Raw genomic sequence first — 21,053 nt, 5'->3', positions numbered from 1 at the left:
CTGATCTTCACACGCATGTGCCGGTCGGCAACGACAGGAAGAAAACTATGATTAAGCGTTCAGCCCTCTGGGCACTGCCTTTGGCCATTGCGATGGCTTTGACCAGCTGCTCATCGGGATCGAGTCCAGAGCCCTCCGCTTCCTTGGAATCGCAAGCACCATCGGCGGATCCCAGCCAGCCAGCGGAGCAGTCCGTCGGGGATGCGCTGTCGGCAGAGGAAGTCGAGAGCATCGCCTCCAAGATTGTAGAAGGCGACAAGGCTGTGCAGGTCATTGGCAACGAGCAAATGCAAAAGCAGTTAGCTGTTGCCAAGGATGCGAACTTGCCAAGCGGCATCAAGCCTGAGAAATGCGCCGACATGAATGCCGAATATACGGTCACGGATCTGACCGGCTCTGTCGCAGCCACTGCAACCAGTTCCTCGGAGGCAGTGGGCAAGGTGGTGCAGGTGTTTTCCCTGACCGATGAGGTGACGCGAAAGAGAGTAGCGCAGGCCTTGACGCTGGATGATCTCGAAGACTGCAAGACGGTCGCCATCGATCAAGGGGGACAGGAAATCCAAGCCGAACGCCAGATCCTAGCACTGGATGTGCAAGCAGAGCAGTCGTTGACAATGTCCACTCAAATGGATGCCGGTGGCGGCCAGATTTTGACCTCGGTTGCCGTGCAGGCCTTGGACGGAAACGACTTCGTCCTGGTCACCTTGCAAACCGGCTCGCAACAGCCTGCAGAATTGGCTGGAGAGGCAGTAAACCTGGCGGATCGGGCATTCGCTGAGATCAAATCGGTGCAATAGGACTGCGCTGAAGGCACCCGCGTGATCCCATCCGCAGCAGCGTTGGTGCATCTTTTGCGTCGACTCGAGCCATGGTTTAAGAACCTGGTTCCAACGTGAGCGCAACATGCCCAGCGCAGACGCGGACTTTCCTGGCCATGGCTACGCCATTGCCTTGCCGTGCGACATGGCAATGATTCTGCCCACCTGCCCGGGCGGAGCGGTTCGCAGATTTCCGAATCACCAATGCTGAGCAGAACCTGTAGCTTGTCCCTGGTCCATGCCCAATACTTTCGCGATACGTTCGTTTGCAGCCGCCGGGCGCTGACTGCCGCCCGCAGAGGGTGAGAGGCTTTGACGACGTGCCGTTCCGATCGTGCTACCGAGCTTTGCCAGTGCCGGCAACTGGGGTGAATACGTGCTCAAATCGAATCGCGGCATTACTCCCCGAAAGTACTTTTATTTCCAACGTATTGTGAAATACTGAAGATGATCAATTGTCGTCGACGTGAGGAAGTCACCATGAAGAAGCGCTCAATTTGGGTGTTGCCCGTAGCAATTGCCCTGGCTTTGACCGGATGCGCCAGTTCAGACACCGAAACCGGCGGCACTGCAGATTCCGCTGGAAGCAGTGAATCCGAGGGGGCGTCCGGTAAGGTTCTCGATGCCACGCAGGTCAAATCCGTCATCGACAAGGTAATGGAGGGCCAAGACAGCGCGCAGGTGTTCGACAACGACACGTTGCAGCAGCAGCAAGAAGGCTTGGACCTTAGCGCCTTGGCTGAAGGCGTCTCTCCCAAGGAATGCGCCGATCTGCAGAAGGAGAACAGCTTCACGGATCTCAGCAAGGCCTATGCGGCAGCAGGCGTCGTGGCTGAATCTGCAGGCAGTACCACGGTGCAGTTGCTGTCCTTGAAGGACGATGCAACAAGTCAAACCATTGCTAGTCTGCTGGAGTTCGACGACTTCGGCAAATGCTCCACGATGCAAGTGGAGTCCGGAGGCCAGAAGCTCGATATTGAGTCCAAGGTGCTGGATGCCGATACGCAGGCTCCACATGAATTGGCCATTTCCACGACCACTTTAATGAGCGGAAAAGCAGTCCAGGACAGCGTGAATGTCCAGGCTTTGGACGGTTCGACCTATGTCCTGGTCAATGTCATTGGGCAACCAGGCTCCGAAGGACTGCAAGAGCAGGCAACGCAATTGGCCGAGAAGACTCTGGCTGAAGCCAAGAACGCCCAATAATCAGTTTCGGCGCTGAGGCGTCGCTGATGAGGCCATGGGCCCCGGGAAGTTGATCCTGAATCAGCATCTCGGGGCCTTCACCATGTCGTGATTTGAAAGAGAAGTGGCTGAATTCCTTTTCATCGCCTCGTCGACATGGCATTCTCAATGGATGACCCTGGAACACGGTGCGCCACGCAAATCCATCGAGGCTGCCTTGACTGCGGGCGAGGATCCGACGCGCAAAGCCCGAAGCTTGAAGTCCCTGCATCAGCTCTGGGCCGAAGGTGCGTGCATCCCTGAAGTGGTTCGGCCAGTGGTGGCGCGTTCATGGTCCAGGGCCGGCAAGCTTGAAACAGATATTGTTCCTTTGGATACGTCTGAAATACGCGAGCGCAGGCAGGCTAACGAAGAACTCAACGGACTGGTCGAGCTCTTCAAGGAGCGTTTGCTCTCCTTGGCCACCCAGGCGGGAAACCAGCTGGTCATCTCCGACGAGCAAGGATTCGTGCTCTGGGTGCTCGGGCCCTCTGCAGTACGCCGCCGAAGTGACGGCATCGGATTTGTCGCCGGTGCACGCTGGCGCGAAAGCGACGTGGGCACTAATGGGATCGGCGCGGCAATGGCCGAGCGTACCCCGGTGCAGATTTTCGGCCCGGAGCATGCCCGGGAAGAACAGCACAACTGGGTCTGCACATCGGCGCCGGTCATGAATCCTGCCGCCTCGGCGCTGATTGGCACGATCACGCTGGCAGGCTCGTTCCGCACGGCGCATCCGCACTCCTTGGCTCTGGTCTCATCCGTGGCCCGAGAAGCAGAATTATTCCTGCAAACCGAGCATGCCTTGAAAATGCAGACGCTCCAGCTTTCCACCCAACTGCCCGAAGGCGAGTACGTCCTAGTTGACGTGCAAGGCTCCATAGCCGCCGCCCAAGGCTACAGTGTTGGATCCAAGCTCAATTTGCCGATGTCCATGGAAGAAGGGCGGAACTGGATTTCCGGGCTGGGATCAATTGATGCGCGGCGGACACCGGGAGGCTGGCTGCTGCAAAGGGCAGAAGGCCAGGTGAGCCTCCAGCTGTACGCAGGAGCTTCACTGCAGGCTATTGTCCATTCGCCCGGTGGGGCGACGCGCATCAACTTGAGCGCGAAGCATTGGCAGATCCTTGAGCTGCTGGCTGCGAACCCTCACGGAGTGAGCTCAGGGCAGTTGGCGAGCCTGTGGCCTGCGGATACGCCGAACGTCACCATCCGCGCCGAAATATCCCGCTTGCGTTCCAAGCTGCGTGGCCTGATCGCCTCACGTCCCTACCGGATCGTGGTCCCGGTGAGCAGCCACTAGCAATCCCGGAGCAGCTGCAACCTATTGCAACGCTTTTCTTTTGTGACGCAGATCATATTCTTTCATTAGTCGCGGAGGGCCCGAATGGCCATCCATTGAATCCCGATGAAGAGATGAGACGCAAATGACTGACAATGATTGCTTGTTGCAAGCCCGGAGCTGGTTCCATTCCTTGCAGATAGCGTTGGAAGCGGGTGACGCGCCAGCAGCTGTGCAGCTATTTTCGGAGGAGTGCTACTGGCGGGATCTGGCCTCGATGACATGGAACCTTCACACCAGCGAGGGCCGTGACGGGATCGAGAAGATGCTGCTTGGCGTTGAACGAGGCGCGTGGCCGCGGAACATCGAAGTCACCAGCGCACAAGAGGCTGACGGCGTCATTGAAGCCTGGTACACGTTCGAGAACGACGCATTCAACGGGCTTGGATTACTCCGCTTGCGCGATGGGAAGGCCTGGACCCTGCTGAGCACCGCGCAGGGCCTGCGCAAATTCCCCGAACCTGCTGGTCCGCGCCGCGAACTGGGCGCCGAGCACGGCGTAGCGATGAGCAAGGAAAACTGGCTTGATCGACGTACCGCGCAGCAGCAGTCCCTGGGGATCACCGACCAGCCCTACACGCTGATTGTCGGCGGCGGCCAAGGCGGCATAGGCTTGGCCGCTCGGCTCAAGCGCATGGGTGTTCCTGCCCTGGTCATCGATAGGCATCCGCGTCCCGGTGACCAATGGCGTTCGCGCTACCATTCCTTGGCGCTGCACGATCCGGTCTGGTATGACCATATGCCCTACATTGATTTCCCCGACCACTGGCCGGTGTTCACGCCCAAGGACAAGATGGGGGATTGGCTGGAAAGCTACACCAAGCTCATGGAGCTGGACTATTGGTCACTGACTGAAGCGACCAGCGCCCGGCAGGATCCGGAAGGAGAGGGGTGGATCGTCGAGGTAGAACGCGACGGAGTACCGTTGACCCTGCGTCCCATCCAGCTGGTGCTGGCCACCGGCATGTCCGGTATTCCGAACATTCCCCAGTACCCGGGAGCCGAGATCTTCAAAGGCGAGCAGAACCATTCCTCCAAGCATCCAGGCGGCGAACGGTACGCGGGCAAGAACGTCGTGGTTATCGGCGCCAACAACTCCGCACACGATATCTGCGCGGATCTGGTGCAAAACGGGGCCAAGCCGACTATGGTCCAACGTTCCAGCACGCATATCGTGCGCTCCGAATCGCTGATGAAGCATGTGCTGGGCGGACTGTACTCGGAAGAAGCCCTCGCTGCCGGCATAGACCACAACAAGGCAGACCTGATCTTCGCCTCCATCCCGTACAAAGTCCTCCCGGAATTCCATAAGCCGGTCTTCGAGAAAATCCAGCAGGAAGACGCGCACTTCTACAAGTCGCTGGCGGATGCGGGATTCGAGCTGGACTTCGGCGACGACGGTTCAGGGCTGTTCCTCAAGTACCTGCGCCGCGGCTCGGGGTACTACATCAACATCGGTGCCAGCGAGCTGGTGGCCGACGGATCGATTGCTTTGGCCCATGGCGAGGTATCGCACTTGACCGAAGAATCGGTGGTGCTGGCCGATGGCACTCGGCTGCCGGCGGACGCGGTGGTCTACGCCACCGGTTACGGCTCGATGAACGGATGGGCGGCGAAGCTCATCTCCCAGGAAGTCGCGGATGAAGTCGGAAAATGCTGGGGCCTGGGGTCGGGGACCGCTAAGGATCCGGGTCCATGGCAGGGGGAACTGCGCAATATGTGGAAGCCCACCAAGGTCAAGAACCTCTGGTTCCACGGAGGCAACCTGCACCAGTCCAGGCATTATTCGAAGTATCTGGGCTTGCAGCTCAAGGCACGGTACGAGGGCATCGGAACTCCGGTGTATGCGCTCGCCGAAACCTATCATCAATCCTGATAACACCGTTTCCCTGCCCGTGAATCGGTTTCCCGGACCCGGAGCAAGCGCTGTATGGCGCTTCCTCCGGGTCACCCGCGCGTCTGCCACGTGGCGGTTTTCGGGCCTTATCCGGACGTTTCGTTGAACTGCAACGGCCTGGAAATCGCACAACGAATTGAACGGAAAGCCGGATGAACCATGACTCCCACGCTCCTGGCACCTGCGCAGTTTATGAATCGGCGCAGACCGCGGATGCCGCAACAACGCCGGTGCACCGGCCTGCGCGCCGCAGCCGACCCAGCTGCACCATGCTTCCGCGTAAGCCTCGCCATGGGTGCTGGCAAGTACAAATCGGCGGGGAACTGGCACCCGACTGGGATGTCCTTTGCTGGCAGCGACTCAACGAAACAGAACCCTGCAGCGCCCACCATCTATCCAGAGGCCCGCATCCGGCCCCGGGCACGCAACACGATTCCGCGCAAGCCCTTGAATTTATTGGGAAGTGGCCGAAAGCTGTAGCATTGATTAAGGCCAATTTTGCGGCCAAAACCCATTTGATTTTGCATAGCTAGTCGGCATCCGAAAATATTTCTGAAGTCGACGGACGGAAAAGGACACCCCGAGTGGTTTTGAAGCTTTCCACTACCTTCTTGCGCACCTTGCGTGAAGATCCGGTTGACGCCGAAGTCGCCAGCCACAAGTTGTTGGTACGCGCCGGTTACATCCGTCGTGCGGCCCCGGGCATCTACACCTGGTTGCCGTTGGGTTTGAAGGTCCTTGCGCGCGTTGAAGCTATTGTTCGCGAGGAAATGAACGCTATCGGCGGCCAGGAAGTCCACTTCCCAGCGCTGCTGCCACGTGACCCTTACGAACAGACCGGCCGTTGGACCGAATACGGCGAAGGCCTGTTCCGTCTCAAGGACCGCAAAGATGCAGACTACCTCTTGGCACCGACCCATGAGGAAATGTTCACGCTGCTGGTGAAGGATCTGTACAACTCGTACAAGGATCTTCCGGTCTACCTGTACCAGATCCAGAACAAGTACCGCGACGAAGCACGTCCACGCGCGGGCCTGCTGCGTGGCCGCGAATTCATCATGAAGGATTCGTACTCCTTCAACATCGATGATGAAGGCCTGGACGAAGCCTACATGGCTCACCGCGGCGCCTACCTGAAGATCTTCGAGCGCCTGGGTCTGGAAGTTATTCCGGTCTTCGCGCAGGCTGGTGCCATGGGCGGCTCCAAGTCCGAGGAATTCCTGCATCCAACAGCTATTGGCGAGGATACCTTCGTCCGTTCGGCCGGCGGTTACGCAGCCAACGTGGAAGCTGTCACCACCGTAGTGCCAGCGTCCATCGATTACGCCAACGCACCTGCGTTCGAAGTTGTCGATACCCCGGATACCCCGACCATCGAGACGCTGGTTGCCGCGGCCAACGAGCTGCGCCCACGCGAGTCCGGTGCTTGGGAAGCCAAGGACACCCTGAAAAACGTTGTCCTGGCGGTCACCGATCCAGAAGGCAACCGCCAGTTGGTAGTCATCGGTGTTCCAGGCGACCGCCAGGTGGACCTGAAGCGTGTCGAAGCTACCGTGGGTGCCCCGCTGGGCATCATCGGCGAGGTCCAGGTTGAAGCCGCTAGCGGTGAAGACTTGGCCAAGCACCCGGAATTGATTGCCGGCTACATCGGCCCAGGCAACGGCCTGGATCAGGCTGTTCTGGGTACCGAAGGCACCAGCGGCATCACCTACCTGGTTGATCCTCGCGTAGTATCCGGTACCTCGTGGATCACCGGCGCCAACGAAAAGGGCAAGCACGTTTTCGGCTTGGTGGCCGAGCGCGACTTCGGCTTTGACGGCACCATCGAGTCGGTCAACGTGCTAGAGGGCGACCCGGCACCGGACGGCTCGGGCCCATTGCGCACCGAACGCGGTATCGAAATGGGTCATATCTTCCAGCTTGGCCGCAAGTACGCTGAGGCTCTGGATCTGCGGGTCCTGGACCAGAACGGCAAGCTGAAGGTTGTCACCATGGGCTCCTACGGCATTGGCGTCACCCGTGCGGTAGCAGCACTGGCCGAGGCTTACCATGACGAAAACGGTCTGGCATGGCCAAAGCAGGTTGCTCCAGCCGACGTCCACATGGTCGTTACCGGCAAGGGCCCAGAACTGCTTGAGGCTGCTGAGAAGTTGGCCTCAGAACTAGAATCGGCCGGTTTGGAAGTTATCTTGGATGACCGTCCAAAGGTGTCCGCGGGCGTGAAGTTCTCGGATGCAGAACTGATCGGCATTCCAACCATCGTTGTTGTGGGCCGTGGACTTGCTGAGGGCGTAGTTGAGGTCAAGGATCGTGCCACCGGCGAACGCCGCGATGTCAAGGTCGAGGACGTTGTCGCTGAGCTGAGCGCCTAAAAGGCTGTAGCCAATAACTCAATAGGGGAGTAGCGCGGTGCAAGAGTTCTTGGAATTGCTGTCCGTCAACGGTGAACCCGTCTCCTTCTGGCCCCTGGTGTTGCTGCTTCTTGCAGCTTTGGGCGCTGGATGGATTGACGCGGTAGTTGGCGGTGGCGGCCTGATTCAATTGCCCGCGCTGCTTCTTTTCCCCGGCATCACCCCGGTGCAGGCGCTGGCCACGAATAAGCTGGGCTCAATCTTCGGAACGGCTACCAGCGCGGTGACGTACTACCGGCGCACCAGCCCGGATTTGAAGACCGCTATTCCGATGGCATTGACTGCCATGCTCGGTGCCTTCGGCGGAGCTGCGCTGGCCACAATTCTTCCCTCTGGAGCCATTCAGCCCATCATTATCGCAGCGCTCATTGCGGTGCTGCTGTTCACGATCCTGAAGCCCAAAGCCGGGGAGCTGTCGCGCCTGCGCTACGCCGGGCATGGGCATTATCTTCGAGCCATCCTGATTGGGCTGCTGATTGGCGGCTACGACGGGATGATCGGTCCCGGGACTGGATCGTTCTTGATCATCGCCATGGTGACAGTGCTGGGCTACAACTTCTTGCAGTCCTCCGCCAAGGCGAAGATCGTTAACCTTTGCACCAACGCAGGTGCTCTGCTGCTCTTCATCCCCACGGGGCACGTCCTAGTCGCATTAGGCCTGGCCATGGGCGTGATGAATATGCTTGGCGGTTATCTCGGGGCGCGCATGGCGATCTCAAAGGGCAGCGCCTTTATTCGCATTGTTTTCGTGATCGTCGTTTCGGCACTGATTATCAAGCTCGGCTCGGACCTGATCCTCGCCGGCAAGTGAGAGCTTTAGCGGCCGCTAGCCGCTGATGTGTCGATTGGCGGGTATCCGGCGTAGTGCTGGACATGCTGGGGTTCAATGGCATGGACCATGGAACTGGTCGCCATTTGCGCGATCCTGAAAGTCAAGAAGCTGGAACCCATTGCAGTTTTGTAGAGTTGGGAAACCGTAGTGTGGCTTTCCAGGGGATCTACAACCTGCAACGCTGTGCAACCGATGGATACATACAGGAACCACAAATCGTTGTTCGCCGGATCGAGAGTAGCGATCAGCGCTGGCGGCTGATGCGCGGCCACGAGCGACATGACGTCGTTGACTGTTTCCTCAGGTTGCGCAATGACAATAGGCATGCCCTGGACCCAACCATGTGAACTGAGTTGCGCCCGACCTTGCCTTGAACCGATCACTTCGCTGACCAGTTCTGCTGTCTTCGAACGCATGAATTGACCTGACATTACCCAACCTCCAATTGACGACCTAGCCACAAGTTGTTAGTTCCCCAATAAGTGGAAGAAAGCGGAGAATTCCGCTCCGTGTTATTGGAGCCAAATTCCGTATCTCAAGCACTTGTTATTCACGATAGCCCCTTTCGGCGCGAATATCGAGAGCCAGTGAATAGGAACGAGATTCATATATCTTTGGAGTCATTCCATGGCGGAGGAAATGGTGGTCGTTGATAAATTGGTTTCGAGTAATACCGCGCAAAACCCGCATGCCATATGCGGGTTATATCTTATAGTGCGGATGGAAATCACGGATCATCCGTGAATTTTAGTGCGCCTCGCGCTGTTTTGGCTCTACCCGAACCCGTGCTCTATTTCGACTCAGGGCAATTAGCAGTCGTGATTATTTCGTGATAATTCAACGAAACGTGAAATACGGCTGAATTCTAGCTGAATCCAAAACTATTTGCCGACTTCGCCAGTCTCCAAGATGCGGTATTCCTCATTCGATCCCTGCTGGCCATTGAGAGTCTGGAAAGCGACGGCGGAAATTTTTGCGCCGGCTGCACCATCGCTAACGCCCGCTGCTACGACCAATGCATCAGCAAAATCCCCTTCGGCTTCCGCGGATAGGGCAGCCAGGTCTTCGAGGCCGCCTTCGGGTAGCGCATAGGCGGGTTCACGCAGGTCTGCGCACTGTTCGTCAACGGTCGCACGCAGGCCGCGAAGCTGGCGTCCCAGCTCGCTGCGTCGAGCTTCGACGGCTTCCTTGGCGCTGTCGGCACCACGTGCAGCCGTGAGCTGCAGAAGGAAATCTAGTGCATAGCCGCGGTCCAGGGCCCGGGCGACGGCCGTTGGTTCGATGTTCTGCGCTTCGGTGATTTCCTTCACGGGGTCCAGCAGCTCCTCATTAGGCAGGCAGGCTACTGGCTGGTCTTTCTGCTCTTCTTCACCCGAGACTGCACTCAGTGGCAAGGCCAAGTCCACATCACGCTCTTCTCCCAAAGATGCAACAGCGCTGCGGGCGTCCAGGTTGATCTGGAAAGCAATCTGGGCCAGCTTCGAATCCCTGGACAGCGATGGTTCTGCAAAGGCAGGCATCGCTGACGATGCGTCGGCGACATTCGTGGCAAGCGCAACCAGCGCGTCGGGGGAGAAGGTTTGCGGCAATGCCGCAGGCTCTTGGTCGTCGAAGCGCAATTCACCGAGCACCGCTGACCCCTGCGACAAGGAAGTCGCCAATGCGGATAGCCTCGAAGCGTTATCCTCGGGTGCCAGCTGGGCCAAGGCATGGGCCTGAGATGCCAGGTCTGCCAGCTTTGCCCCGTATTCCCACATCATGCGGGCATCGGCGCTGGCCTCATTGACCTGTTCGGGCAGGCCCCGCTCCACCAGGGCGCCTCGGAAGATGGTGCTGCCAATGCCCCACGTCACGGCAAGGGCAACTGCACCAGCCAGTACCGGAGCAATCCAGCCTGGAGCGCGGCGTACTTGCCTGTCGGTGCGACGGGCGGAATGGGGCGATTTTTCAGTCATAGCGTTTCGATCATGCCATGATCAATGCAGGTAAAGAGGGCAATAGCGGTGTCGAGCGCCACGATGGATAGAAAATGGGCGTGAGTTCCTTCACCTGTGCCCGTTTAGATGTTCTCAATGAGCGGAACGCAATATAGGCTTAACGGACAACATCGAATAGCGTGGGAGGATATCCATGACCGGAATGCCGGCCGATACCGAACAGGAAGCGCAGCGTCTGACTGCATTGCTCTCCAAGGAAGTAGAATCCCACGGGCTTCTCCTGGAGGAAGTCGCCTTGCGTCCCTCCGGCAAGCAGATGATCGTGCAGATCATCGTCGACAAGGCCGACGGTCACGAAACGCTGACTCTCGATGAACTTGGTGAAGTTACCACCACCATCTCCAACGCTCTGGACAAGGACGCCGTCTACGCATCGTCGGCTCCTTACGAACTCGAAGTCAGTTCCCCAGGACTCTCCCGCCCATTGACTGCCCAGCGCCACTGGATCCGCGCCCTCAACCGCATGGTCAAGATTTCGCTGGCCGACGGCACGAAGCTTCGCGGGCGCCTGCTTGAGGTCAACGACGGCGACGTGTTGATTGCTGAGCACCGCGAGCCGGCCAAGAAGGGCATGAAGGTCAAGGTGCTCGATCCTGCGGCCTATGCCTTTGAAAATATCCGTAAAGCTGTTGTCGATCCAGAGCTGAACTTCGATGACGCACTATTTGACACTGCCGATACTGAAGATTTGGAGGGCTAAGCGTGGATATCGATCTGAATGCGCTGCGCATCCTGGAAAAAGACCGCGACATCCCAATGGATGTTTTGATTCCGACCATCGAGTCGGCACTGCTGCTGGCTTACAACAAGACCGAAGGCGCCATGCCTGGCGCCCGCGCGCACATTGAGCGCAGCAACGGCCATGTGGCGATCCTGGTAGAGGACCGCGACAACGCCGGCGTGCTGCTGGGCGAATTCGACGACACCCCGCACGGTTTCGGCCGCATCGCCGCCTCCACCGCCCGCCAGGTAATCATGCAGCGCCTGCGTGAAGCTGAAGATGCGCAGGTTGTCGGCGAGTTCGCAGCCCGCGTTGGCACCCTGATCTCCGGCGTCATCCAGCAGGGCTACTCCTCGCATATGGTGCAGGTCAAGATCGGTGATCTGGAAGCGCTGCTGCCACCAGTTGAGCAGTCCCCAGGCGAGAAGTACCAGCACGGAAACCGCCTGCGCGCCTACGTTGTTTCCGCTGAGCGCGGCAACAAGGGCCCAGCCGTTACCCTGTCCCGTTCCCACCCGAACCTGGTTCGCCTGCTGTTCGAAATGGAAGTTCCAGAAATCGCTGACGGCACCGTCACGGTCGAGGCACTGGCTCGTGAAGCTGGCCACCGTACCAAGATTGCTGTGCGCGCAACCAAGGCCGGTGTCAACGCCAAGGGCGCTTGCATCGGTGAAATGGGAACCCGCGTGCGCGCCGTGATGAACGAACTGAACGACGAGAAGATCGACATCGTTGACTACAACGAGGATCCAGCGAAGTTCATCGCCGCGGCCCTGTCTCCATCGAAGGTCGTCTCGGTAGAGATCCTGGACGAAGCCGAACGCCGTGCTCGCGTGGTTGTTCCCGACTCCCAGCTCTCGCTGGCAATCGGCAAGGAAGGCCAGAACGCTCGCCTTGCTGCCAAGTTGACCGGCTGGCGCATTGACATCCTGGCTGCCTCGGGCGGCAAGGAACCGCAGCTCTAAGCAGCTGCGGGAAATAATTCCAGTTCAGCGTGTTGGAAGCCTAGCTGCGTGTGAGCCACAACTCATGCGTGCTATGGCGTCCAAACGCGCTAGACTAGTAGATGGCTCGTAATAACTAGGGAAGGTGGCGACGGCGCTCGCATGAAGCTGCATCAGCAACGCACGTGCATTGGCTGTCGAACCGTAACCAGTAAAAATGAGCTGCTCCGTTGGGTCCTGAAAGACGGTACACCGCTGCATGCGGTGAGTTTGGATCAACAGGGTTCCGCTTCCGGGCGGGGCACTTGGACCCACGGGACCGAAAAGTGTGTGCAGCAAGCGGTGCAGCGCCGGGCGTTCGCGCGGGCCTTCAGGTCTGCGGTAGACGATTCGCAGGTGCTGCAGGAATTCACTGCATACGAAGATCAGCTGGCAAGCAACCAGCTATCTGGCAAACATGATGAAAGCGGGTCAGAAATCTGATGGCAACCCGATGAGTCGGCAATGCTGAGCGCACAACGATGAACAATCAGTTCTGCGTGATCCACCGTGCGACGGAAGAATTTCACGAATTACACAGCTGATCTGCCAGACCGCTGATCTAAAGATTTATCTTTTGATACCGGGGTTTGAGCAGATCACATCGACACAGGAGAGATGTGGCTAAACCCCGCGTTCACGAGCTCGCTAAAGAGCTCGGAATCACTTCAAAAGAAGCACTAACCAAGTTGCAGGACATGGGCGAATTCGTTCGCTCGGCATCCTCGACCGTTGAACCGCCAGTAGCGCGCAAGCTGCGCGACGCATTCCCAGGTTCCAACGGTGCCGCTAAGCCAGCAGCTGCTGCCAAGCCAGCCGCCGCCAAGCCAGCGACCCCTGGAGCACCGAAGTCGGCTTCCAAGCCGGCTGCTACCCCAGGTGCCTCGGCCCCGAAGCCAGGCGTTAAGCCAGCTGCGGCAGCTCCGGCTCCTGCAGCCCCAGCCGCACCTGCGGCGCCTGCAGCTCCGGTCGCGAAGGCAACCCCTGGCGCTCCATTGCCAGGTGCAGCCCCGGCACCGAAGCCAGGTGCCAAGCCAGCTCCGAAGCCAGGCGCTCCACGCCCAGGCAACAGCCCGTTCTCTTCCCAGCAGGGTATGCGCGGCGCTGAGTCCGGCGAACGCCGTGGTGGCGGCAACCGCGAAGGCGGTCGTGCCCCACGTCCAGGCGCACCTCGTCCGGGCGGTCCACGCCCAGGCAACAACCCGTTCTCCTCGCAGCAGGGTATGCGCGGCGAAGGCGGCCAGGGCGGTCCTCGCCCACCACGCGACGGCCAGCGCGGTCCACGCCCAGCAGGTGCCGGCGGTCCACGTCCGGCTCGTGACGGCCAGGGCGGTCCACGTCCGGCACGTGACGGCCAGCGCGGTCCACGTCCAGCAGGTGCCGGCGGTCCACGCCCAGCAGGCCAGGGCGCTCCACGCCCAGCCGGCGCAGGTGGCCCACGCCCAGCAGGTGCCGGCGGTCCACGCCCAGGTGCTGGCGCAGGTACCACTGCAACCCCGCGCATGATGCCTAACCGCACCGATCGTCCAGCGCCAGCAGGCGGCGGACGTCCAGGTGCAGGTGCCGGCGGCCGCGGTCGCCCAGGTGGCGGCAGCGGTGGCGGCAGCGGTACCGGTGGCGGCTTCCGCCCAGGTGCACCACGCGGTCGCGGTGGCGTTGGCGGTGCTTTCGGCAAGGGAGGCGCCGGTCGCGGCAAGCAGCGCAAGTCCAAGCGCGCAAAGCGCCAGGAATTGGAGCAGATGAGTGCTCCGTCATTGGGCGGCGTGAATGTTCCACGCGGCAACGGCGACACCGAGATCCGTCTGCGCCGCGGCGCGTCGATCACCGACTTCGCTGACAAGATTGGCGCGAACCCAGCAGCACTGGTGACCGTACTGTTCCACCTCGGTGAAATGGCTACCGCCACCCAGTCGCTGGATGAGGCAACCTTCGAGGTGCTCGGCGAAGAGCTGGGCTACAAGGTGCTTGTCGTCTCCCCTGAGGACGAAGACAAGGAACTGCTCGAAGGCTTCGGCCTGGACCTGGATGCCGAACTTGAGGCTGAAGGCGAAGACGTGCTTGAAGAGCGCGCCCCAGTCATCACCATCATGGGCCACGTCGACCACGGTAAGACCCGACTGCTGGATGCTATCCGCAAGTCGAACGTTATCGAGGGCGAGCATGGCGGCATCACCCAGCACATCGGTGCGTACCAGATCAACCACATCCATGAGGGCCGCGATCGCGCAATGACCTTCATCGATACCCCGGGCCACGAGGCGTTCACCGCCATGCGTGCCCGTGGTGCCGAGGTCACTGACGTGGCCGTGCTGGTTGTCGCCGCGGATGACGGCGTCATGCCGCAGACCGTGGAAGCACTGAACCACGCACAGGCTGCCCGCGTGCCGATCATCGTCGCTGTGAACAAGATCGATAAGGAAGGCGCCAACCCTGACAAGGTCATGGGCCAGCTGACCGAATACGGTTTGGTTCCAGAAGAATACGGTGGCGACACCATGTTCGTGAAGGTTTCGGCACTGCAGAAGCAGGGCATCGACGAGCTGCTGGACGCTGTCCTGCTGACCTCGGACGTGCTTGAGCTCAAGGCCAACCCGGACAAGTCCGCTCGTGGCGTGGCCATTGAAGCGAACCTGGATAAGGGCCGCGGTTCGGTTGTTACCGTCCTGGTCCAGTCCGGTACCCTCTGCGTTGGCGACACCATGGTGGTGGGCACCGCCCACGGCCGCGTGCGTGCAATGTTCAACGAGAACGGCGAAAACCTCGACGTGGCACTGCCATCGCGTCCGGTACAGGTCCTGGGCATGTCCTCGGTCCCGCGTGCTGGCGACGGCTTCCTGATCACCGAAGACGAGCGCACAGCCCGCCAGATCGCTGACAAGCGCGAAACCGCAGAGCGCAACGCAATGCTGGCCAAGCGCCGCAAGCGCATCACCTTGGAAGACTTCGACAAGGCTGTTGCCGATGGCAAGATCGATACCCTGAACCTGATCCTCAAGGGTGACGCTTCCGGTGCTGTTGAAGCACTGGAAGACTCGCTGATGAAGATCGAGGTCGGCGACGATGTGCAGCTGCGCGTGATCCACCGCGGTGTCGGTGCGATCACCCAGAACGACGTCAACTTGGCAACCGTGGACAACGCCATCATCATTGGCTTCAACGTCCGCCCAGCCGAGCGCGTGGCAGAACTGGCCGACAAGGAGGGCGTCGACATGCGCTTCTACTCGGTCATCTACTCCGCTATCGACGACATCGAGAATGCGCTCAAGGGCATGCTCAAGCCGGAGTTCGAAGAAGTGGCCCTCGGCACCGCCGAGATCCGCATGGTCTTCCGCTCCTCGAAGTTCGGCAACATTGCCGGTTCGATCATCCGCTCGGGCACCATCAAGCGCAACACCAAGGCTCGCCTGGTACGCGACGGCAACGTCGTGGGCGACAACCTGAACATCGATTCGCTGCGCCGCGAAAAGGACGATGTCACCGAGGTCCGCGAGGGCTTCGAATGCGGTATCGGTCTGGGGTCGTTCAACGACATCAAGGAAGGCGACATCATCGAGACCTTCGAGATGCGCGAAAAGCCACGCGACTAATTGCCGACAAGCAATTAGCAGTGTGACTCACTGATTCGTGGGCGTTTGACCGATAAGCTTTGGTCAAGCGCCCACGAGTTTTGAACCATTAGGAGAAAACCATGGCTGATTCAGCCCGCGCCGCACGCCTGGCTAAGCGCGTACAGGTCCTCATGGCCCAGTCGCTGCGCAACGTCATCAAGGACGAGCGCATTGACAACGTCACCGTGACCGACGCTCGCGTCACCAACGACCTGCAGCACGCGACGGTGTACTACACCGTCTTTGGCGATGACGAGATGAAGAAGGACATCGCCACCATGCTGGAAAAGCGTGGTGGTGCCCTGCGCAAGGAATTGGGCCGCAATCTGACCATCCGCCTGACCCCGACGCTGGCATTCGTCGCCGACGAAATCCCCGAGGGTGCCTCGCACCTGGAGGAATTGCTGGCCAAGGCCCGCGAGAAGGACGCCGAGGTTGCAGCTCTGCGCGAAGGCAAGGACTTCGCCGGAGACCAGGACCCGTACAAGAAGGACGAGGACGCCGAAGAAGCCTAAGGGTTTCTGGGCTTCATCCTGACTGGACCAACGCCCCGGCCAGCACGCATTGCGTGCTGGCCGGGGCGTTATGCGTTGGCCTCGATTACCCTCACAGCGAAGCGCGAATCCCTGCCGAAGGCTGGTCGCCGGGAAGATGGTGGGATAGCGTGATCAGAAACCGCCGGATCCGACCAAAGGTGCAGCACATGCCAGAATTCACCACAACATTGAGCGCAACCGGCGGGAACAACGTGGGCATCGTGGTTCCCGATGGCATCGTGCTCGGATTCGGCCGCGGCAAGCGCGTGCCGGTCATCGTGTGCATTGACGGGGACTACACGTACCGGAACAGCATTTCCTCCATGCACGGGCAGTTCCTCATTTCCTTCAGCTCCGAGACCCGTGCTGCCACGGGCAAGGGTGCGGGCGATGAAATCAGCGTGAAACTCGAGCTGGACGAGGAACCGCGCACCGTCGAAATCCCCGAACCGCTGGCCGTGCTGCTCTCCGCCGAGCCAGAGCTGCTGGACGCCTGGAACAAGCTGTCCTACAGCAAGCAGCGCGGCCACGTGGACCCCATCGTGGCTGCCCGCGGCGAGGACACCAGGACGCGCCGGGTCGAGAAGGTCATCAAGACGCTGCGCAGCCACTAGCCTGCCGGGGCCATGCCCGCTGAGCCAGGAGCTAAGCCAAAGGCGGCGCCCAACAGGCCAGCCAGCCCCGGTCGCAGTCGGCAGTAGTGTGAACAACCCACTGGTGCCCCGGAGCTACTGCACGGTGAATTGCAGGCGCTGCCAGCCGCTGGCGCCATTGGGCACCGGGTTGGCTTTCTCGCTGGTCTGCAGCTTGCCCTGTGCATCATAGGCGCGGACGGTTGCCGAGTGCGTTCCGGGTGCTGCGTCCTTCCATACGAAGCGCCACTGCCGCCAGGTATCCAACGAGGCTTCGGTCGCCAGTTGGGCATCTGCCCACGGTCCGTCATCGATCTGCACCTGCACACGCGAAATGCCCCGGGTCTGCGCCCATGCAGTTCCGCCCAAGACGACTTCTCCGGTAGGCACCTGGGCGAACGGGCGAGGGGTATCGATGCGGGAAGACATCTTGATTGGACCGCGTTCGGACCAGCCGCGAGTAGTCCAGTAGGCCGCCTTGTCCTGGAACCGCGTCACTTCCAAATCGACCACCCATTTGGTGGCCGACACGTAGCCGTAGAGACCTGGCACCACCATGCGCACCGGGAAACCATGCTCGAAAGGCAGCGGCTCGCCGTTCATGCCGATGGCCAGCAAAGCCATCCGGTCGTCGGTGAGCGCTTGGAGCGGGGTGGAGGCGCTGAAACCGTCATGCGAAGTCGAAAGCACCATATCCGCGCCGGCCTGCGGAACCGCGCGCTCCAGCAGCTTACGCAGCGGGTAGCCCAGCCATTTCGCGTTGCCTACCAGATCGCCGCCGACGGGATTGGACACGCAAGTGAGCGTCAGATAGGTTTCCACGAGTTCTTCGCCCAGCAGTTCGTCGAAGTTCACGGTGAATTCCTTCTCCACCATGCCGTGCACGCGCAGCGACCACTGGTTCGGGTCGATCTGCGGCACCGAAAGCGCGGTATCGATGCGGTAGAAATCCTGGTTGGGAGTCACGAAGCGGGGCATGTCCGCTACTTCTACCTGCACCCCTTCGGGCAGGGGTTCCGCCTTGGTCCGGGCCGCAGGCAGGCGCAAGGCCTTGCGTGCGGCGGCGGCCATATTCCGCGATGCCGACAGCGAGGTGGAAACACCGGTGGAGACGGCCGCGGCGGCCAGGGACAGGGCTGCGCCTATCAAGAACTTCCTGCGGCTTGGACCCGTCGCGGTGGCGCCCTCGTCCTGCCTAGGGGCCGCGGCCGCAGCCAGCCGGGTCAGCCACTGCAGAAGCCCTATACCGGCGATCGCGCCCAGTACCGTCGGGATGATATCCAGCAGGCTGGTGGAAGCACGAGCGGCCACGGCACTGGAGAGCAGCACGGCCAAGCCGATGATGGCCGTGCAGGCCAGCGCAAAACTTCGCTTGGCGATCAGGCCGATCATCGCCGCCAGGACTGCGGCGGCTGCACCGATGGAAATGAATAACGCCAACTTGTCATTGGTCCCGAAGGTCGCGATGGCGAAGTCCTTGAGCCATGGGGGAGTCAGGTCGATGATGGCTGAACCCAGCGCGAAAAACGGCGAGGATGCATTGTTGAAAAATGCCGAGGCGAATTGGGCCACGGCAAACATGATTGCGGCCGAGCAAATTCCAGCCACCGCGTGGAATACGAGTTTACTGCTGCTGCGCTTCTGCCAAATGCCCACTGCCACTCACCTCATGCGTTGCGGTCCATGTTCCCCTGCAGAATGCAGGGGGAACAACTTCTCACAGTGTTTTCGGAACGGGCAGCATTGCGGATTGGAACAGGCTACAAGAACTTCCGCACGCTCACAGCGATTGGACCATGATGGGGTCTGTTGTCGGAGCCGGGGAGCCGGTGGCCGGCTCGACCGTGATCCCGAAGTGGGTGATGCCCTTCATTGGATCCGAAACCATGATCATGCCGTTGGCATCGCCGCCGGTGAGCATTCCCGCAGGAACCGCCCCTTCTGCCGAGATCAGCCACAGCTCGTAGCCCTTGTCGCTGGACAAGGCTGGCATGCCCGAGGTGGACACCGCCATCAGGCCTTCGTCGGCAGAATAGGACAGCGTGATTCGCGCGCCGTCGTCCAGTGTCTGCGTTTTCGACTTGGCATCTGGGGCAGCCAGGATGCGGCTGAGCTCTTCTTGATGCGAGGCCATGGCGGCCATCTGGCTTTCCAGCTCGCGCTGCTGGGAATTCTGGTTGATGGCCAAGCCGCCCAGAGCCACCGCTGCGAGCAGCAGGACGCCGGCGGCCAAGGCGAAGAAGCGCTGCGGGCCGCGTTCTGCGCCAGCTTGCGGGGCCTGGTGCGTTGCAGCGGTTTCGGTTTCCCGTACAGCAGGAGCAGCTGGTTCAGCAGGAGCTATTGGGTCCTGTGCCTGGGCGCCGTCGTGATCGAGGGCCGTCTCCTGCACAGGTGCCAATTGCTCGGTAGTGCGGATAGCGGCCATGATGTTGTTCTTCAGCCGGGCCGGAGGATTGACCGGTTGCGCTGACAAGCCGAGCAGTCCAGCAGTTTCCTGCAGGGCATCCAGTTCCCGGCGTGCCTGGGCAGAGTCGGGACCCCCATGCTGGAGGGCTTCGCGTTCCTTGTCTTCCAGAGCATCCAGGGCGAAGCTGTCGGTCAGCTCGTTCTCGTGCTTGTCCATTACGCCGCTCCCATCAGTTCTCGAAGTTTGCCCATTCCATCGCGTATTCGCGTTTTCGCGGTTCCCACCGGTATTTTCAGCAGCTCTGCGACTTCCGTGTGGGTGTATCCGCCGAAGTAGGCCAGGTGTATCGCCTCGCGTTGCGGGGCGGTGAGCCGCTGCAGGGCTTGGGCTACGCGCATGGTCTCGTCGTGCAAGATGGCATTCTCTTCCACGTCGTCGTAGCTGTCCTGGAATTCCTTGATTCCAACGCGCAAATCCCGGTCCTGGCTCGCTTGGCTTGCTCGCACCCGGTCGACGGCCCGGCGGTGGGCAATAGTCAGCAGCCATGATGCTGCCGTGCCACGCGCCGGATCAAAGCGCCTTGCCTGTTGCCACGCTTCGACAAACACTTCCTGGGTGACTTCTTCGCTCTGTGCATTATCGCGAAGCACCCGCAGCACGAGTCCGAAGACCCGTGAAGCCATGGCATCATAGAGCGATTCGAAGGCAGATTCATCTCCCAGCGCGACCTGTTGCAGCAGGACGTCTGGCGTTTTCACGGAATCGTCTTCCATGGCATCGAGTCTATTGGAACTCATGAATCCTAGGGTCTCATGCATCTGTGGCTAAGCGGCTATCTGCTGTGGCGTGGCGTTTTGCGAAAAGATCCGTCCAAGGGAACCAGGTTCCCGTTGCACCGGCGAAGGTGATGCCTGGAAGGTATTCCATGCACCACCTTCATGCCAGCGGCTTTGATGATTCTGGCGATACTACTTCTTTGCCGGTGGCATCAGGACGGTGTCCACCAGGTACACGGTTGCGTTGGCGGTCTGCACGCCGCCGCAGATGACCGAAGCCCCGTTGACTTCCAGATCGTCGCCGCTACCGGTGACTTCCACCTCTTCGCCCTGGACCGTTGCGTGGGTTCCGGGAAGATCATCTGGTGCAATCTGGCCGGAAACGACGTGGTAGGTCAGGATGCTGGTCAGGGTGTCGGCATCCTTGGCAACTGCGGACAGGTCATCCTTCGGGATTGCCGCGAAGGCGTCGTCAACCGGTGCGAAGACGGTGAATTCGCCGCCATTGAGGGTATCGACGAGATCGACATCAGGATTCAGCTCACCGGAGACTGCAGAAGTCAGGGTGGTCAGCAGCGGGTTGTTCGAGGCAGCGACGGCCACTGGATCCTGGGCCATTCCGGCTACCGAGCCATCACCGGTCGGGACTGCTTCGGCGTAGGCCGCGCAACCCTTGCCCACAAGATTGCTTGCTGGATCCATTGCCGATTCGCTGGCCATGGGCGAGCTGCTTTCCGAGGCGGACGCCGTGGGCGATTCCATGGTTTCCGAACCGGTCGAGCAGGCGCTCAGTCCCATGGCGGCGACTGCGATGAGCCCGAATGCTCCAGCGACTTTGCTGTATGTGCGCTTCATGATTTTCTCCTTGC

Annotated in this window: 18 protein-coding genes; 12 read left to right on the top strand and 6 right to left on the bottom strand. The window is 60.3% G+C overall.

Annotation, left to right across the window (positions count from 1 at the left end):
* Nucleotides 1–47 precede the first annotated feature (47 nt).
* The 6 genes from AC1Z36_RS15630 (at nucleotide 48) to AC1Z36_RS15605 (ending at nucleotide 8,503) form a co-directional block, all read left to right on the top strand.
* Nucleotides 48–797, top strand: a complete 750-nt coding sequence (locus AC1Z36_RS15630; RefSeq protein WP_105661825.1) for a hypothetical protein — start codon at nucleotides 48–50, stop codon at nucleotides 795–797.
* Between the two features lie 501 nt (nucleotides 798–1,298).
* Nucleotides 1,299–2,024, top strand: coding sequence for a substrate-binding domain-containing protein (locus AC1Z36_RS15625; RefSeq protein WP_105661826.1), 726 nt, complete (start codon nucleotides 1,299–1,301; stop codon nucleotides 2,022–2,024).
* 103 nt (nucleotides 2,025–2,127) lie between these two features.
* Entirely contained in the window at nucleotides 2,128–3,345 is a 1,218-nt protein-coding gene (locus AC1Z36_RS15620) for a helix-turn-helix domain-containing protein (RefSeq protein WP_286134597.1), read from the top strand.
* Between the two features lie 124 nt (nucleotides 3,346–3,469).
* Nucleotides 3,470–5,260 (top strand): NAD(P)/FAD-dependent oxidoreductase, encoded by a 1,791-nt coding sequence (locus AC1Z36_RS15615; RefSeq protein ID WP_133832998.1) that lies wholly within the window; start codon nucleotides 3,470–3,472, stop codon nucleotides 5,258–5,260.
* Between the two features lie 605 nt (nucleotides 5,261–5,865).
* Nucleotides 5,866–7,653: a proline--tRNA ligase gene (locus AC1Z36_RS15610; protein ID WP_105661828.1), complete on the top strand. Its 1,788-nt coding sequence runs from the start codon at nucleotides 5,866–5,868 to the stop codon at nucleotides 7,651–7,653.
* A gap of 37 nt (nucleotides 7,654–7,690) precedes the next feature.
* Nucleotides 7,691–8,503: a TSUP family transporter gene (locus AC1Z36_RS15605; RefSeq protein ID WP_181148826.1), complete on the top strand. Its 813-nt coding sequence runs from the start codon at nucleotides 7,691–7,693 to the stop codon at nucleotides 8,501–8,503.
* 5 nt (nucleotides 8,504–8,508) lie between these two features.
* Here AC1Z36_RS15605 and AC1Z36_RS15600 read toward each other — a convergent pair whose 3' ends face one another.
* Both AC1Z36_RS15600 and AC1Z36_RS15595 read right to left on the bottom strand, forming a co-directional pair.
* Nucleotides 8,509–8,940, bottom strand: coding sequence for a hypothetical protein (locus tag AC1Z36_RS15600; RefSeq protein ID WP_133832996.1), 432 nt, complete (start codon nucleotides 8,938–8,940; stop codon nucleotides 8,509–8,511).
* A gap of 465 nt (nucleotides 8,941–9,405) precedes the next feature.
* Entirely contained in the window at nucleotides 9,406–10,479 is a 1,074-nt protein-coding gene (locus AC1Z36_RS15595) for a hypothetical protein (protein WP_105661829.1), read from the bottom strand.
* Between the two features lie 175 nt (nucleotides 10,480–10,654).
* Between AC1Z36_RS15595 and AC1Z36_RS15590 the strand changes: the two genes are divergently transcribed.
* From AC1Z36_RS15590 to AC1Z36_RS15565, 6 genes are all read left to right on the top strand, one after another.
* Nucleotides 10,655–11,221 (top strand): ribosome maturation factor RimP, encoded by a 567-nt coding sequence (locus AC1Z36_RS15590; protein ID WP_105657278.1) that lies wholly within the window; start codon nucleotides 10,655–10,657, stop codon nucleotides 11,219–11,221.
* A 2-nt stretch (nucleotides 11,222–11,223) separates the two neighbouring features.
* Nucleotides 11,224–12,207 carry a transcription termination factor NusA gene (nusA, locus tag AC1Z36_RS15585; RefSeq protein WP_105661830.1) on the top strand — a complete coding sequence of 328 codons (984 nt, stop codon included), beginning with the start codon at nucleotides 11,224–11,226 and terminating at the stop codon, nucleotides 12,205–12,207.
* Between the two features lie 141 nt (nucleotides 12,208–12,348).
* Nucleotides 12,349–12,669: a YlxR family protein gene (locus tag AC1Z36_RS15580; protein ID WP_105657280.1), complete on the top strand. Its 321-nt coding sequence runs from the start codon at nucleotides 12,349–12,351 to the stop codon at nucleotides 12,667–12,669.
* A gap of 176 nt (nucleotides 12,670–12,845) precedes the next feature.
* A complete protein-coding gene (infB, locus tag AC1Z36_RS15575) occupies nucleotides 12,846–15,812 on the top strand; it encodes a translation initiation factor IF-2 (RefSeq protein WP_105661831.1) in 2,967 nt (988 codons plus the stop codon).
* A gap of 101 nt (nucleotides 15,813–15,913) precedes the next feature.
* Complete coding sequence (gene rbfA / locus AC1Z36_RS15570) at nucleotides 15,914–16,348, top strand: 30S ribosome-binding factor RbfA (protein WP_105657282.1); 435 nt, start codon at nucleotides 15,914–15,916, stop codon at nucleotides 16,346–16,348.
* Between the two features lie 188 nt (nucleotides 16,349–16,536).
* The gene (locus AC1Z36_RS15565) at nucleotides 16,537–16,983 is read left to right on the top strand and encodes a YdeI/OmpD-associated family protein (protein WP_332727082.1); all 447 of its coding nucleotides are present in this window, start codon (nucleotides 16,537–16,539) and stop codon (nucleotides 16,981–16,983) included.
* Nucleotides 16,984–17,097: 114 nt separating this feature from the next.
* On the opposite strand, the gene AC1Z36_RS15560 is transcribed toward AC1Z36_RS15565, so the two are convergent.
* The 4 genes from AC1Z36_RS15560 to AC1Z36_RS15545 all read right to left on the bottom strand — a co-directional run bounded on the left by AC1Z36_RS15560 (nucleotide 17,098) and on the right by AC1Z36_RS15545 (nucleotide 21,039).
* Nucleotides 17,098–18,582, bottom strand: coding sequence for a molybdopterin-dependent oxidoreductase (locus AC1Z36_RS15560; protein WP_483561975.1), 1,485 nt, complete (start codon nucleotides 18,580–18,582; stop codon nucleotides 17,098–17,100).
* 199 nt (nucleotides 18,583–18,781) lie between these two features.
* Complete coding sequence (locus AC1Z36_RS15555) at nucleotides 18,782–19,624, bottom strand: anti-sigma factor (protein ID WP_483561452.1); 843 nt, start codon at nucleotides 19,622–19,624, stop codon at nucleotides 18,782–18,784.
* Complete coding sequence (sigK, locus tag AC1Z36_RS15550; protein ID WP_286134161.1) at nucleotides 19,624–20,205, bottom strand: ECF RNA polymerase sigma factor SigK; 582 nt, start codon at nucleotides 20,203–20,205, stop codon at nucleotides 19,624–19,626. Before sigK ends, AC1Z36_RS15555 begins: the two co-directional genes overlap by 1 nt.
* 171 nt (nucleotides 20,206–20,376) lie before the next feature.
* Nucleotides 20,377–21,039: a fasciclin domain-containing protein gene (locus AC1Z36_RS15545; RefSeq protein ID WP_105657286.1), complete on the bottom strand. Its 663-nt coding sequence runs from the start codon at nucleotides 21,037–21,039 to the stop codon at nucleotides 20,377–20,379.
* Nucleotides 21,040–21,053 lie beyond the last annotated feature (14 nt).

This window comes from Glutamicibacter sp. BS14, from assembly GCF_056934375.1.
The sequence above is the reverse complement of the archived record's forward strand: the minus strand, read 5'-3'. Positions and strand labels throughout refer to the sequence as shown.

Excerpts from the sequence above, each read along its gene's own strand:
- AC1Z36_RS15625 (WP_105661826.1), top strand. The coding sequence starts at position 1,299 with ATGAAGAAGCGCTCAATTTGGGTGTTGCCCGTAGCAATTGCCCTGGCT.
- AC1Z36_RS15560 (WP_483561975.1), bottom strand. The coding sequence starts at position 18,582 with ATGTTTGCCGTGGCCCAATTCGCCTCGGCATTTTTCAACAATGCATCC.
- AC1Z36_RS15630 (WP_105661825.1), top strand. The coding sequence starts at position 48 with ATGATTAAGCGTTCAGCCCTCTGGGCACTGCCTTTGGCCATTGCGATG.
- AC1Z36_RS15565 (WP_332727082.1), top strand. The coding sequence starts at position 16,537 with ATGCCAGAATTCACCACAACATTGAGCGCAACCGGCGGGAACAACGTG.
- AC1Z36_RS15590 (WP_105657278.1), top strand. The coding sequence starts at position 10,655 with ATGACCGGAATGCCGGCCGATACCGAACAGGAAGCGCAGCGTCTGACT.
- AC1Z36_RS15545 (WP_105657286.1), bottom strand. The coding sequence starts at position 21,039 with ATGAAGCGCACATACAGCAAAGTCGCTGGAGCATTCGGGCTCATCGCA.
- AC1Z36_RS15615 (WP_133832998.1), top strand. The coding sequence starts at position 3,470 with ATGACTGACAATGATTGCTTGTTGCAAGCCCGGAGCTGGTTCCATTCC.
- AC1Z36_RS15600 (WP_133832996.1), bottom strand. The coding sequence starts at position 8,940 with ATGCGTTCGAAGACAGCAGAACTGGTCAGCGAAGTGATCGGTTCAAGG.
- AC1Z36_RS15595 (WP_105661829.1), bottom strand. The coding sequence starts at position 10,479 with ATGACTGAAAAATCGCCCCATTCCGCCCGTCGCACCGACAGGCAAGTA.
- rbfA (WP_105657282.1), top strand. The coding sequence starts at position 15,914 with ATGGCTGATTCAGCCCGCGCCGCACGCCTGGCTAAGCGCGTACAGGTC.
- sigK (WP_286134161.1), bottom strand. The coding sequence starts at position 20,205 with ATGAGTTCCAATAGACTCGATGCCATGGAAGACGATTCCGTGAAAACG.
- AC1Z36_RS15580 (WP_105657280.1), top strand. The coding sequence starts at position 12,349 with ATGAAGCTGCATCAGCAACGCACGTGCATTGGCTGTCGAACCGTAACC.
- AC1Z36_RS15555 (WP_483561452.1), bottom strand. The coding sequence starts at position 19,624 with ATGGACAAGCACGAGAACGAGCTGACCGACAGCTTCGCCCTGGATGCT.